The organism is Photobacterium chitinilyticum, from assembly GCF_004104355.1.
Classification (GTDB): Bacteria; Pseudomonadota; Gammaproteobacteria; order Enterobacterales; family Vibrionaceae; genus Photobacterium; species Photobacterium chitinilyticum.
In genome coordinates this window covers 258,073-272,458 of sequence record NZ_RJLM01000005.1, presented here as the reverse complement: position 1 = coordinate 272,458, position 14,386 = coordinate 258,073, and the positions used below count along the sequence as shown (strand labels likewise).

Below are 14,386 nucleotides of genomic sequence, written 5' to 3'. Positions count from 1 at the left end.
ACATGGCAGTATTTTTAAAACGCTCTTCATCAGGGAAGCACAAAAAGCCGAGGATCCGTTTGGTCAACAAGCGTTCCTTGGTAATACTGACGCTTACCTCCCTATGGGCGTTATGGCTTGTCTCACCAAGCCAGAACATGCTGATCAAGCTCATAGCCCGATCTTCATCACCTGATGTCTCGCTGGCTTTCCTACGTGAAATTAATGTAAGAGAACCCGATAACCGAGAAGTCATCAAACTGATTATCGACACCAATATTCAACTTGGTCACCTAGACGAGGCACTAGCATTATCAGAGATGATTTTGTCTAAGGAAGATACGTCCAGAGACTGGGATGCATTCGGGGTTTACCTGCAGCTTTTGATGGATATCTCCCGCCGAGCTGAGTCCAGAAGCGATGTAGACGCCAAACTCCGTCGGATTATCAATACAACTGATTATGTTCCCGAGGCAGAGTTAGCACGAAAACTAGCCGATGCCGCTATTGAGCTTTCAATGCCTGAAAAAGGCTACGCGATCTTACTTCCACACTTGCAAAGTGGCGAAACCAACCACCAAGAGCTCGTCGGACTGGCACTACAGAACTCGGATTATGATAACTCACTAAAAATACAACTAGATGCATTTCAAGAATTTGAGAACCAAGAACAAGCACAGTCATTGCTGGCGTTGTTTGTATCATCTAATAGCCCACTGTTGAGCAAACAATTCATCGACAGTTATACGGGAAAGCTCAGCCAGCAACCTGACTTCTTGCAACTGACAGTTAACCACTCAATACTCATGGGTAACACCGATACTGCGTTGACCCAGTCAAAAAAACTGCTGGCTATTGAGCCAAGTGACGAATTGACTGCCAGTACCGCTGAGCTTGCCATTGCGACCAACAACCAGCCTTTGGCAATCTCACTCCTGTTGCAACTAGTGAACAACACCAATGCGCCGGAGCATATCGCCAAATTGCATGACCTATATCGCTGGCAAGGCAATATCCCGAAGGCTTTCACTCTTAGTAAAACGTTGCTTGAACAATCACCATCGGAAACTCAGCTTCGTGCCGGGATTGAAGAATCCCGCGCACTTGGAGACATCTACCATGAGAGCATTTTTTACCAACGCCTTGCTGCGAGCAATCAGATAAAACCGAGCGAGTATTCAAGCTGGCTTAATGCACTCGAAAAAGCCGAAGGCACCTCAGCCGCCCTAGCAAGCATAAAACGACTTGCGATAAAGAGACCTCATGATTCCACTCTTGTAAGTCATAAAGTTCGACTCTATGACTATCAGAGCGATTATCTCCGAGTGATTGAACAGTGGAATCACTTACGGCGTTTACGTTCCCCAACAACGACAGAGGCTCTTTGTTTTTCGAATGCCTATATCATGACCCACCAGCCAAAGTATGCTCTGGCTGCGTTAACCACCCCTAAGGATTGGCTTGATGCCGGAGAAGATTATTTAGAAGCCGTCGTATCACTAGCTTGGGAAACCAGTAACCGCAAGGTTGCACAACTATCTCAGGACCGGCTTATCGCACTATCAAGTGACAGTGTTGATGTTTACCGCTACTTGAAAACTAGCTCGCCAATTCTCAATGAGAAAATTGACGAATTGGTAATACTGTACCGAAATACCAACAATGAACAGCCGTTGCTTGCTGCAATTAAGGCGGCAAAGGATGCCAATGACCAAAAGCAATTTAACCGCTTACTAAAACTTGCGACTAGCAGCCCATCACTTACCAACAATACGAGTATTCAGCTTTTTCAGGCTCAGCTAGCAATCGACAATCAGGACCCGGAGAAAGCGAGAACGCTGTATAACAAAATACTCGATAAAGAACCGAGTAATACAAGCGCGATCAGCGGATTAATATGGCTTGCTATCAACTCCCAAGATCAAGATGTTTTAGCCACCCTCTATAACCGCTACAAATTAGCATTCAAAGGAGAAGAAGAGCTTTGGCTCAGTTTTGCCACCTCGGCACAGATTTTAGGGCACATTAAAGAATCAGAGCTCTGGTATCAACAGCTGCTATTGAACACCGAAAAGCCCGATGTTGCCGTTTTAATCAACTTTGCTGCCATGCTGGAATTGCAAGGTCGTTATGACACGGCTTTTAAACTTCGACACTTTGTTGCGAGCCAACTTAGCGAAGAGTTACTCCGACTGGAAGACGGAGATATTACTTACCGTTCGTTAATCGCTCTGTTTATGGGGGAAAAATTTGCACACGCCCAGGTAGCTGAAGCAGCCCTGTTACATCCTAACAATCGTAAAACTGAAGAACTTTTTCAGTATTTCCTTACGCAGAACCAAGCTGATAATCTCTTGTTCTGGCACCAAAGAACCGCACTCAAACACTATCTGCTACCTGACTGGCAGCAACTGTCTATCGCGATTCAGCGAAAAGACCATAAAGAAATGGAAAGACTGCTGGCCGAATCTGTTAACTTGCCTGTTGCTGACAGGAACACGGCACTTCAGCTCACAGGGCAATACCAGAAAGCGTGGCAGCAAGGCCAAGAAAATGTTGGCCGCATGGTTGATCTGCAAGCAGAAAAACAACTTAGGCGGGTTCATGTCAATCAGCACCCAGACAAGACACACAGCCTTCGATCTCAAGTGGCCCAAAACAGCCAGTGGGATATCACTAAATTCAGCCTGGACTACTATGCTCCTCACCGCGATGGCCATTGGCGCCTGGGAAGTGACTACCAGATTGCTGATGCTCCACTTCAGTTGCAGGGAAACGATATTGACAGCGAGAGCCGACTAAGAGGGCAATACCTGCTTCGTCAGCTCGACACCTCATGGAAAGTTAACGTCGATATTGCCGACGGGCTTGGCGATCAACGTTTAGGCGCCAGCATCAGTTATCAGGCTCCCATCGATTCATATTGGACTGCATCACTGAAACTGGGCCTTAACAACGCAGTCGAAGCCAGCCAGCTACTGACGCTTGCTGGCCAGGATAATATTGCAGGTCTCACCCTGAACTATCAACCGACATCTCGCGAATCAGTCGCTATTCAATTCAACCTGCATGATCTCTCAACCCGATTCGATGATGAAATTGGCCAAGGCTGGGATCTAAACCTTCGAGTGTCGGAACAATTGTTCTTCGCCGATCCGGCATGGCAACTATACGGCGATGTTAGCATGCAGCGCGTTAACCTAAGTGACAAGCCACTCGACGGTATCAATGCATGGCGAAACGGAGCATTTCCTTTAACCAACGGTGACTTTGTCGAAGATGAATACCAGCGTGTAGCCATTGGTCAACGCGTCTGGCACGGAAATCCAGGTGTACCTGGCGCTATGGTCCCTTCCCCTCGATACTGGTTTGACAGTTCACAGGGTTACAACGTCACCAATAGTCGATTTGATATGACTTTAAGCTCGGGGCTTGGCTGGCGTGTCGTAGGAAATGACGAGCTTTACTTATCGGTTGACTGGCAAAGCCAGGACAGAAACGGGGATGAGTCGATGAAACTGTCTCTGGGGTATTTCTACAGCTTCTAAAGGATAATAACCATGAAAAAAACACTGTTACTTGCAACAACCTTGATCTTAAGTGCCTGCACAAGTTATCAGGTACCGGATAGTCCGGCATTTGCAGCTGATAGCCGTTGGGCTGTTATGCCTATGGTTAACAACTCCAATACGCCACTGGCAGCAGAAAAGGCCGAACAGATCCTCAACGCGCAATTGTACGCAAAAGGCATCAATGCAGTTATGTATCCGGCAAGCGACGTGAACGATCTTTCCAGCATTTTAGATAGCTCGGCAAAAAGAAAGAATGCCAAGGCATGGCTAGCCTCTCAGAACGTCGATTACGTTATTACCGGCTCGATTGAAGAATGGCACTATAAGAGCGGTCTTGACGGCGAGCCAGCGGTGGGAATAACCCTAGAAGTACAGTCAGCCAAAAGCAAGAACACCTACTGGCGCGCAACGGGTACACGTGGCGGCTGGGGAAGAGAGAGTGTCAGCGGCACAGGTCATATCGTGATCGAAACGCTCCTCGATGGCCTCAATATAGAACAACAGTAACGGACGAATCGTGAATGAGCAAAGACTGCCAATGAATACACTATGGAATCGCTTTATTATCGGATTCAGACAGGATGGTTTTGCCTGGCTTGAAACCATTGTGGTTTCAGTGCTTTCGATATATGTCTGGACCCAGTCAGACTCTCTGGCCGCAACATCGACTGAACATAATTTTTTCTGGCCTCTATTTGGTCCGCTGCTTATCGCATTAAGGTACGGGTTCGCCAAAGGCTTCATCTGCGCATTGCTAACCACAGCTGGATTGGCCAGTATCATGAATGCTACCGGCCTGCTGGAGTACTATCCCATCTCGCTGGCAATTGGCTTGATTTTGGTGGCGATGATTGCAGGCGAGTTTCATGATTATTGGCACACGATAAACCAAAAACATATTTTGGATCATACCTACATGACCCAAAAGCTGGACAGTTTTACTCAAAACTACCACTTACTGAAAGTCTCCCATGATCAGTTAGAGCAGCGTACAGCAGGCCAGACAGTCAGCCTCAGAGCAAGCATAAGCGCCCTTCACAAAATTGCATCAAAACACAGCTCGCACCGCCTAGAACATCTTGGTCACCCTTTTCTCAATCTTCTTGCGGAAATTGGCGGGCTCGAGGTTGCCGGTATTTACCGAGTTCATGATGGGGAGATCGACCAACAGGTGCATGCGACGCTGGGGGATCACCATCGCCTGGTGTTAAGTGATCCTATGTTGCTGGATATGTTGGCAACCCGAAAACTCCTTTCGCCAGCCAAACTCGATGAAAATGCGACCCACAAATCACGCTACCAACTATGTATCCCGCTTCTCGATACCCATAAAACGTTACAGGGTGTCGTCATAGCTGAAAGCGCCAAATTTTTTATGCTTACCCCCGCCAATGTGGCGTTGTTATCCCTTGTTTCTAACCATGCCGCCGATTTACTCAGCGACGCTATAGTCACTCCTATTCTACAAGCCCATCAGAGCGCTCTGTTTCTTAGCTACCTTGATCGTGCAGAATACAACAAGCGCCACTATGGTGCCGACAGCACCCTTGTTGTATGTATTGACACTAATGGCGCTCATAAGAAAAGCCTTGATTCAATCGTCAACTACCGCCGAGGAGCCGATGTTTACTGGTCGTGCCGCACGAAGCATCGGCAGAATGCCCTTGTTGTATTGCTACCTCTTACGACGATATACGATGCCCAACAGTACATTAAACGTCTCAAAGAACTGCTTTCTCTGACAATTACCAGTGACAGTAATGACATAGATATCCTTGGCCCACTCTCTTTAGAGCAAGATATTAAGCAGATTAAATCTCTCATGAACGAACTTGGAGCTTATGATGAAAACTTGGCTGTTTATTCAGACGATCTCATTTGAAAGCCTAAGCTTCTATATCGTCTTTAACCATGAAATGACACCTGTTGCCTGGTCATCATTTTTTGTATCGCATGCTATCGCTTGTGCAAGCTTTGCCGTGCTCAGTTGGCTATTGTTGCCCCATAAATATAAATTCCCTTTGGTTAGCTCGGCAGCCTTTTTGTTTTTATTCAATTTCTTGCTTCCGCTTTTCGGAATGATAGGTACAGCTTGCTCATTGTTAATTGCCCTCTATCTTCCAAGAAAGCAAAGCCAGATTACCTGGCAGGAGTGCGAAGAACTACCCCTGCCGCAAAACCCGGGAGACGTATTGGGCAATCAATACGGAGCCGGTGCTCTACGAGAAATTCTTATTCATAGCGATGATCCTGATCGCCGCGCCCTTGCCGTAAATGCGGTATGCCATCTCCCCCGCCAACAGGCTGTACCGCTTCTGCAGTTGGCACTAAAAGATTTATCCGATGATGTACGTCTGCTTGCTTATGCAGCCTTAGAAGGAATTGAGAGTCAGATCAATGAACTTATCTCACTGTTCAAAAAACAATACGAAAATACCGCTCAACCAGACAAGGCCTTCGATATAGCACAGCAATACTGGGAACTGTGTTATCTCGGTATTGCAGAAGGCGTACTGAAAAAACACTATCTCGAGCAGGCCGAACACTATCTCAAACTGTCTAATGAAAAAGAGCAACGTGCATCGAACAACTTGTTGCTAGGTCGCGTGCTGCTTGAACAGCAACGACCGGAGCAAGCAATCATCTACCTGACTACTGCTCTACACGGCGGTTTGCGAGTAAAACAAGTCGCCCCGTATTTGGCCGAAGCTGCGTACATCACCGGCGATTATCAAAAAGCCAAGCAGTACATTGCCTACTTTCCCGATCAAAAAGGTGAGCGCCTTAGCCAAATCAAGGAGTACTGGTCGTGAGCAAAGACGTCGACGTCGATATCTGTCTACTGCTGGAAGGCACCTACCCCTATGTTCGGGGAGGCGTTTCAAGCTGGGTACACCAAATCATAAGTGGACTGCCGGAATATACATTTCACCTGATATTTTTGGGCGGACATCCGGATTTTTATGGTGAACCCGCCTATGACTTCCCTGAAAATGTCGTGGGGTTTGAAGTCCATTATTTGCTATCGCCACCTGGGAACATCAAACCATCTTCACGCATGGGGAAAACCAAGCTTTTTCGCGCTTGGGGGCGTTTTTTGTCATATTTCGAAAAAGATAAAACGCCAATTCCGAACGATTTGCTGGGTGAGATATCAGAATTTCTCGGCCAAAAGAATAAACTTAGCCTGACAGACTTCCTATATAGCCGTGCATCTTGGGATATTCTGACCGAGCGCTATCTCGATTCTGCTGAGAATCAATCTTTTGTTGACTACTTCTGGACCTACAGAGGTATTTACCAGCCATTATTTATTCTGTCGCAAATCTCGCAAAACCTTCCTAAGGCCAAAGCTTTTCATAGTGTCTCTACGGGTTATGCTGGCTTCTTGGGCGCTCTATGCAGACAACAAACAAACTGCCCGTTCCTGATTTCAGAGCACGGCATTTATACCAAAGAACGTAAAATCGATTTAGCCCAGGCCAATTGGATTAAAGACCGCCACAGCCTGATCGATATCAGTATGCACAAAGACATGGATTTAACCCGAAAAACATGGATACGGTTCTTCGAACAACTTGGGTTAACGGCATACCACCAGGCTGATCATATTGTTGCCCTCTTCGAAGGCAACAGGCAGCGGCAACACACCGACGGTGCTCCCGAACATAAAACCCAGGTAATTGTAAACGGCATCAATACTCAACGCTTTCATGCTGCCTATGAATTGAGGCCGACGAGTCCACCTCTTGTCGTCGGTCTCGTCGGCCGAGTAGTCCCAATCAAAGACATCAAAACATTCATCCGTACCATACGCGGAGCTGTTGAAGAAATGCCTGAGCTAGAGGGGTGGATCATCGGCCCTAAAGAAGAAGACCCCAGCTATGTACATGAATGTGAACTACTGATAGAAAGCCTCGGGCTCACCAACAATGTCAAAATGCTTGGCAGCCAGAATGTTGCTGAGATCATGCCCAAGCTAGGTGTGATGATGCTGACATCAATCAGTGAGGCTCAACCACTTGTATTACTTGAAGCAATGGCATCAGGTATTCCCTGCATTGCTACTGAAGTCGGTGCATGTCGAGAAATTATTGACGGGGCGGCAGGAGAAGATGCCGAACTTGGCTCTGCTGGCGTGATTATTCCGATAGCTAGCCCAATTGATGGGGCTCAGGCAATTCTCCAGGTACTGAGTGATACTGAGGCTTGGCTAAAAGCCGGTGACATTGGTAAATCACGCGTCACCCGTTACTACGATGAGAAACGTATGTACGACGCGTACCGAAGTTTATATGAGGAGGCCATAGGTGGCAGGCATTGGCTTTGAATTAAGAAAAATACTAAAAAAGAACTCATTACTATCAATGCTGGAAGCCTATGGGCTGGCAGGGCTGATCAGCTCTGGTCCCTGGGTCATATCCATTCTTGCTTTACTGGCCATCGGTATGATCAGCATCGGAATTGTTTTTCCGACCTATGTTATTGTTCAGTTTCTGGTCATAGTGACCTATTTAATGGCCGGATCTCTCATCATTAGCGGCCTGTTTCAGTTATTGCTCACCCGGTTTATCTCTGATCTCCTCTTTGGCGGCGAGGAGCACCGAATTGTACCGAACCTGCTCGGTTCAATGTTGGTTACCAGCCTGATAGCCGCTGGTGTTGGTGGTCCGATCATGGCCTTCTCAACAGAAATAGAACCGGCAGTAAAATTGACGATTTTCACTTGCCTTGTCTTGCTCTGTAACCAGTGGTTAATCATCATTTTTCTGAGTGGAATGAAAGAATACTATCGTATTTTTTTCACGATGATGCTTAGCTATGGCCTAATGATCGTTTTAAGTATCACATTGCCGCCATTTGGCTTGTTGGGATTGGTACTGATTTTTTGTGGCTGTCAGGCTCTATTGACGTTTGCTTTTCTCTATCACGTTATACGTGACTTTCCGGCTAAGCAGCTCATCGCTTTTGAATTCCTGAACCCGAAGAAAGCATTCTATTCATTACTCGTTTGTGGTTTTTTATACAATCTCGGCGTATGGTTGGATAAATTCGTATTTTGGTTCAGGGAAGAAACATCACACCAAGTAGTCGCTCTTTTCCGGGCATCCTATATCTACGACTTGCCCATCTTTGTTGCTTATCTAGCGATTATTCCCGGCATGGCGGTGTTCATGCTTCGCATGGAAACCGACTTTGCAGATGCGTGCCTCAAGTTCTATGATGCCGTACGAGAAGGGGCTACGCTGAAGTCAATCTACCTGCTCAAGGATAAAATGATCCTTGCCTGCCAACAAAGCATCTATGAAATATTCAAGGTTCAGGGGATGACGCTCGCACTACTGCTACTATGGGCCGAAGATATACTAGTTGCATTAAATATTGACCTTGCCTACTTGCACCTTCTGTATGTCGACCTCATCGGTGTCAGCCTTCAGGTGCTGGTAATGTCGATACTCAATGTGATGTTCTATCTCGATAAGCGCTACTCAGCATTGATACTAACCGCATTGATGGCTGCTGGTAACTTTGTTCTTGCCCACTTAAGCATCGATTTAGGGCCCGTTTATTACGGTTACGGCTTTGCTATTACCATGCTCGTGACAACCATTATTGGCCTAATTATGATCGACAGACAATTTGATGATTTGGAGTATCAGACCTTCATGCTACAGCGTTCTTAATTGAGCTCTCATTCCCCCATTAAAAACGGCCAGAATTTCTTTTCAGATACAGTTTGGCTCCCTAATAGGGAGCCAAACTGTAATTCTCAACTGATGGCTCTACTCGATTTCAATAAGATCAGGCTTCACCTCAATCTTGCCTCAAGGATAATCAATCTTATGATCAGTAGCTGAAGCTTTCATGAAGCCCCCCATCTTATCGACCAAATCGATCGGCATCGGGAATACTATCGTTGTAGTACGATCGTTAGAGATTTCTGTCAACGTCTGCATATAACGTAACTGAACGGCGTTAGGCGCTTCATTTAACACCGTCGCGGCTTCTTTCAGCTTTTTAGAAGCTTCAAGCTCACCGATCGCATGAATGACTTTGGCCCGCCGAGACCGCTCGGCCTCGGCTTGTCGTGCTAATGCCCTGACCATACTTTCATCTAAATCAACATGCTTAATTTCGACATTGGCAATTTTAATCCCCCAATTGTCTGTATGTTGATCAAGGATCACTTGGAGGTCTTTGTTTAGCTCGTCTCGAGCTGACAGTAGCTCATCAAGTTCATGCTGACCTAATACAGATCGAAGAGTTGTTTGTGACAGCTGACTCGTCGCTTCAAGGTAGTTTTCAACATTATTGATTGCCATCTTGGGTTCGACAACCCGGAAGTAGACGACGGCATTTACTTTCACGGACACATTGTCTCGAGTAATCAAATCCTGTGTAGGTACATCCAATACAATGGTACGCAAATCAACCCGGACCATTTGTTGGATGATCGGTACGATAATGATAAGGCCTGGACCTTTTACTTCATAAAACCGACCCAATAAAAAAACAACGGCACGTTCGTACTCACGTAAAATTTTAAACATGCTGATGATCAATACCACCACCAACACGATTATCGTCGCAAACGTATAAGTAATCATATGTTATTCCTTATTACTTGTAGGATCACAATAGCCGTCTTCTACATCAAGGTATAAACCCGAGATTCTTCTCACAGTCACACTCTGCCCTTTTTCCAATGCTTGATCACATTTTGCCTGCCAAATTTCCCCATCGACCAACACTCGCCCATCACCGGGGAAGCCGCTGACAACCGTCGCGCTCTGACCCAGCAATATTTCGATGCCCGTTGTCACAGGCTTGCGCCGAGTCTTAAGAAGCAAGGCCAGGATCACAAAGGTAAAGAGTGCGGATACAACCGTGAGACCAACAATCAGCGGGATAGCAATTTGATAACCGGGAGTCTCTGTGTCCATCAACATAATAGACCCCAGCACAAAAGAGACGATACCGCCCAGCCCTAGTATGCCGAAGCTCGGGCTGAATGCTTCTGCGACCATAAGAGCAACACCCAGCAGTAATAACCCCAGTCCGGCATAACTAACAGGCAGCATTTGCAGTGAATACATTGCCAACAATAAACAAATACCGCCAAGTACCCCCGGTAAACCAACACCCGGGTTGTAAAACTCAAGCAAAAGGCCGTAAATGCCGATTAGCATCAAAATATAGGCGACATTCGGGTTGGTAATAACGGAGAGAAGCTTGAAGCGCCAGTCTTGCTCCCGCTCGACGAAAGCGACATTTGCCAACTCTATTTCTTTCTCAAGCCCGTTTATGGTGATGGTACGCCCATTCGACTGAGTCATCAGACTATCTAAATCTGCGGCAATAAAATCTATAACATTCTCTTTCAGAGCACTTTCGGCATCCAAACTGGCTGCTTCTGTTACCGCTTTCGCTGCCCACTTTTCGTTTCGACCATGAAGCTTGGCCAACCCTTGAATATAGGCTGTTGCATCATTGATGACTTTTTTCTCCATGGCTGTTTTTGCCCTCACACGCTCATCTTCAGGTTTGGCCTCATCTGTTCTCTCATTTGCCTCACCTGCATTTTCTTCGTCTTGGTCCTTCTTTTCCTTCTTAGCGGCAAAAGGGTTACTGCCTTCATCCTGATCTTTCCCGCCAGGGGCGGTTAAAGATACCGGTGTCGCAGCCCCCAAATTCGTACCAGGGGCCATTGCAGCAACATGGCTGGCTAGCAAAATATAGGTACCGGCACTAGCAGCTCTCGCCCCTGATGGCCCCACCCAGGTGGCCACAGGAATAGAAGATGTCGTTACCGCGCGGATAATATCTCGCATTGATGTGTCCAACCCGCCGGGGGTATCCATCTTCAACACAATAAACGATGCCTGCGCCTCTCTGGCATCTTCAATTTCCCGGGCCACATAATCGCTCGTCGCCGGGCCAATTCCACCTCTAATCTCTATCACCCAAACATTGTCAGCTGAAACTGAAAACGCTGCCATCAGCATCGCAAACATCAACGCAAAATAAGAGACAAGCCTCATCTAACTTCCTCCCCCCAAGAAAAATAGCGACTTACTCAATGCGCCTACTACTTTTCGAGATGCCATTAACTGCTATAAGCATAGTCCAACGCATTAAGCACACTGTTTCTATGACTTCTAACATTCAAAAATAAGACACCCCCATGAAGGAAAAATGACACTTATACTTAGGCTAGTAAGGGCAGCTGAGCCACTATGATGATAAAAATAAAAACATCAAAACGCCTATTCTTTCTGTTGCTACCTGTACTTTTTCTCTGTCAAAGTGCCTTTGCCGCTACGCCAGTGAAGCCAACAATTCAGGTAGGCAGCTATCATTGCCCTCCCTTTGTCATAAAACACGACGACGGTACCTATTCAGGATTAAGCATTCTGCTCTGGGAGAGAATTGCCGAACAACTAGGGTTTCAATACTCGATCAAGGATTTGGGCCTAAAAGAACTACTACAAGCCGTCTCAACACAAGAAATCAATATCGGGATATCCTGCTTATCCATTACTTCTGAGCGTGAACTCATCTTGGACTTTTCCCATTCCTTCTATGAGACTCATCTCGCCATTGCAGTAAAAAAGCAAGGCTATCTGGCATCGGTGAAAAATATTGCTACCAACAAGCATTTATTAACGGTGCTTGGGTTTGTCTTTGCTGCTGCCGCTATTGTAGGTGCTGTCTATTATCTGCTTGAGCACAAAGTAAACGAAAAGTTGTATTCGAAGTCTTCACGCAGAGTACGGCTTATAGAAGGTTTTATCCTTGGTTTGCTTTTTATTACTAAAGGTCCTTTTAATTATTTTGAGTTTAAAACCCTAACCGGCAGAGTTATCACTGTAATCCTGGCCATTGCTACAACATTATTTATTGCCAGCGTAACTGCGGTGCTGGCAAGTACATTCACCCTCGGACTATTAAGTTCCGATATCAAAGGCCCCAATGATCTCGCCAATATCCCGGTGGGAGCAAAAGAAACATCGACCTCATCTGAATTTCTAACCAACCATAGCATCGTTCACCGAACATACCGCGATACTAACCAGTTGCTTCAAGCGCTGGAGGCTAATGACGTAGAGGCGATTGTTGCCGATGATGCCGTATTAAAGTACCTGATAAAAAAATCAAAGGAAAAAGGCGAGTATGAAGATCTCATTGTACTGCCTTATCAATTCGAGAAGCAGAACTACGGCTTTGCTATTGAAGACAAAAGCCAATATGCGGAACAACTAAATCGAGCCCTGCTCAAAGTACGAAAAAGCCCGGAATGGCGGCAGGCGTTACACGAATATTTCGCTGAAAAATAAAAAGACGACCACAAGGTCGCCTACATTAATCTGTTCTAAAGCGAACTATCGCCACTTAAGCAATCGGCCCAGTTGCGAAGGATGGTATGACCAACAATGATCGAAGATACTCATCAGTTCAGGATTGCCATACTTTGACAGGTTCACGGCATGAAAACGGTTTTTATGCTCTTTCAGCTTATTGATCCTCTTCATCATTGCATCCGACTGGGATGGCGCGATAAAGTCAGACAACACAACCAGATCTGCATTCTTGTACTTTTCGCCACTCATTAGCTCAATCGACTGATCAAGTACTTGACCTAAGTCTGTACCGCCATGAAAAGAATAAGACAGAAAATTCAGCACTTCGCTCAAGCCATCTTGCTTTGTCAGCTCGTAAGTAATCTGCTGTGTAGAGAACATGATGACGTAGCAATCGCGCTCTTCTGCCAGAGCAATTTGCATCAGACCATAAGCCAGAGCCTTGGCACATTGCTCTGGGAAGCCATTCATTGAACCTGAAGCATCTATACAGACGATAAACGGCCCTTTATCTTGTTCTACCTGTTTAGTCTGGCGTTTGTATGCTTTTACTCTTCTTAGCTTACGTTGTGCGCCTTGTACACGGTAGTTCATCAGGCGTTTATCGACCAAGTGCTTGTAAAACACGACCTCAAGCTCAGGATAGGCCAAAAACATCGCCTCGTTGGGCAAGAGCCTGGACAAATCATCACTCTCATGGACGCCAACAATATCATCTGTGACACTGTCACTGCGCTCTTCGACCATTTTGAGATCTTCAGCACGAACACGCTCTTTGTTCGGATCGTCAACTTCATTAGCCATTCGCCCAAGCTTTTCAGCGATTTCCTGCAATCCATTATTTTTCTTCAAAAAGCTGGCAATCGACTTCATACTGTCGACATCACCACGCGTCAGCTTGGCCTTAGCCATATCCCACAGTCGACCCGCCTTTTTTTCATCACCAGCCTCGGTCACTTCCTGCATCTGCTGCATGGTTTCAATACGCTGATACAGATCAGCCAAAAGCTTCTCTTTATGCTGTTCAAGTTCCGTTTGCTGCGCCTCCGTCAATGACTTTGACAAAGCTTGGTACCACTGGTTACAGAAATAGTTCTGAAACATTGGGTTATGCTTTTGATGATCTCCATCGAGCAGGCTCTTGGCCTTGAAGTAAAACGATGAATGACCTTCCATCTTTTTGACAATGGCTTCTACATGTTCAGCAAAATATTCCGGATCCCATTGACTCGCTTCCTGGTAGAGCTCAATTTCACGTTGAAACCGTGTCTCGACACTGACTTTGGTGACACGCTGCTGAACCTGACCACGCCACTTCATGATCTGGTTTTTCATTGCCGATTTAATACCGGGGTTTGACTCAGCCGCGACGATCAACTGCGGTCGCATCATTAACTCATGGACTGCATTGTCGATAATGCCAGATTCAGCAAGCATCATTGCTATGTTTACACTTTCAGTAACTGGCATAAT

At 46.2% G+C, this 14,386-nt stretch carries 10 protein-coding genes; 7 read left to right on the top strand and 3 right to left on the bottom strand.

Annotated features, from left to right (window positions below):
• Positions 1-2 precede the first annotated feature (2 nt).
• The 6 genes from EDI28_RS14250 to pelG are packed head-to-tail and all read left to right on the top strand — an operon-like array spanning position 3 to position 9,235.
• Positions 3-3,527 carry a tetratricopeptide repeat protein gene (locus EDI28_RS14250; RefSeq protein ID WP_128784554.1) on the top strand — a complete coding sequence of 1,175 codons (3,525 nt, stop codon included), beginning with the start codon at positions 3-5 and terminating at the stop codon, positions 3,525-3,527.
• Positions 3,528-3,539: 12 nt separating this feature from the next.
• Positions 3,540-4,058 carry a hypothetical protein gene (locus EDI28_RS14245; RefSeq protein ID WP_128784553.1) on the top strand — a complete coding sequence of 173 codons (519 nt, stop codon included), beginning with the start codon at positions 3,540-3,542 and terminating at the stop codon, positions 4,056-4,058.
• A gap of 31 nt (positions 4,059-4,089) precedes the next feature.
• Complete coding sequence (locus EDI28_RS14240; RefSeq protein ID WP_128784552.1) at positions 4,090-5,433, top strand: PelD GGDEF domain-containing protein; 1,344 nt, start codon at positions 4,090-4,092, stop codon at positions 5,431-5,433.
• Positions 5,396-6,364 carry a HEAT repeat domain-containing protein gene (locus EDI28_RS14235; protein WP_128784551.1) on the top strand — a complete coding sequence of 323 codons (969 nt, stop codon included), beginning with the start codon at positions 5,396-5,398 and terminating at the stop codon, positions 6,362-6,364. Before EDI28_RS14240 ends, EDI28_RS14235 begins: the two co-directional genes overlap by 38 nt.
• Positions 6,361-7,881 (top strand): GT4 family glycosyltransferase PelF, encoded by a 1,521-nt coding sequence (gene pelF / locus EDI28_RS14230; protein WP_128784550.1) that lies wholly within the window; start codon positions 6,361-6,363, stop codon positions 7,879-7,881. The genes EDI28_RS14235 and pelF overlap by 4 nt, the downstream gene beginning before the upstream one ends.
• Positions 7,862-9,235 carry an exopolysaccharide Pel transporter PelG gene (pelG, locus tag EDI28_RS14225; protein WP_128784549.1) on the top strand — a complete coding sequence of 458 codons (1,374 nt, stop codon included), beginning with the start codon at positions 7,862-7,864 and terminating at the stop codon, positions 9,233-9,235. The genes pelF and pelG overlap by 20 nt, the downstream gene beginning before the upstream one ends.
• Positions 9,236-9,376: 141 nt before the next feature.
• Here pelG and EDI28_RS14220 read toward each other — a convergent pair whose 3' ends face one another.
• Positions 9,377-10,159, bottom strand: a complete 783-nt coding sequence (locus tag EDI28_RS14220) for a slipin family protein (protein WP_128784548.1) — start codon at positions 10,157-10,159, stop codon at positions 9,377-9,379.
• A 3-nt stretch (positions 10,160-10,162) separates the two neighbouring features.
• Complete coding sequence (locus EDI28_RS14215) at positions 10,163-11,593, bottom strand: NfeD family protein (RefSeq protein WP_128784547.1); 1,431 nt, start codon at positions 11,591-11,593, stop codon at positions 10,163-10,165.
• Positions 11,594-11,791: 198 nt separating this feature from the next.
• Here EDI28_RS14215 and EDI28_RS14210 point away from each other — a divergent pair, with 198 nt between their 5' ends.
• Positions 11,792-12,889 carry a substrate-binding periplasmic protein gene (locus tag EDI28_RS14210; RefSeq protein WP_199287438.1) on the top strand — a complete coding sequence of 366 codons (1,098 nt, stop codon included), beginning with the start codon at positions 11,792-11,794 and terminating at the stop codon, positions 12,887-12,889.
• Positions 12,890-12,934: 45 nt separating this feature from the next.
• Here the strand turns inward: EDI28_RS14210 and viaA are convergent, their stop codons facing one another.
• Positions 12,935-14,383 carry an ATPase RavA stimulator ViaA gene (gene viaA / locus EDI28_RS14205; RefSeq protein ID WP_128784545.1) on the bottom strand — a complete coding sequence of 483 codons (1,449 nt, stop codon included), beginning with the start codon at positions 14,381-14,383 and terminating at the stop codon, positions 12,935-12,937.
• Positions 14,384-14,386: the final 3 nt, after the last annotated feature.

What these genes read in the sequence shown, in the direction of transcription:
- viaA (WP_128784545.1), bottom strand. Translation starts at nt 14,383, where the DNA reads ATGCCAGTTACTGAAAGTGTAAACATAGCAATGATGCTTGCTGAATCT.
- EDI28_RS14220 (WP_128784548.1), bottom strand. Translation starts at nt 10,159, where the DNA reads ATGATTACTTATACGTTTGCGACGATAATCGTGTTGGTGGTGGTATTG.
- EDI28_RS14245 (WP_128784553.1), top strand. Translation starts at nt 3,540, where the DNA reads ATGAAAAAAACACTGTTACTTGCAACAACCTTGATCTTAAGTGCCTGC.
- EDI28_RS14210 (WP_199287438.1), top strand. Translation starts at nt 11,792, where the DNA reads ATGATAAAAATAAAAACATCAAAACGCCTATTCTTTCTGTTGCTACCT.
- EDI28_RS14240 (WP_128784552.1), top strand. Translation starts at nt 4,090, where the DNA reads ATGAATACACTATGGAATCGCTTTATTATCGGATTCAGACAGGATGGT.
- EDI28_RS14215 (WP_128784547.1), bottom strand. Translation starts at nt 11,593, where the DNA reads ATGAGGCTTGTCTCTTATTTTGCGTTGATGTTTGCGATGCTGATGGCA.
- EDI28_RS14235 (WP_128784551.1), top strand. Translation starts at nt 5,396, where the DNA reads ATGAAAACTTGGCTGTTTATTCAGACGATCTCATTTGAAAGCCTAAGC.
- EDI28_RS14250 (WP_128784554.1), top strand. Translation starts at nt 3, where the DNA reads ATGGCAGTATTTTTAAAACGCTCTTCATCAGGGAAGCACAAAAAGCCG.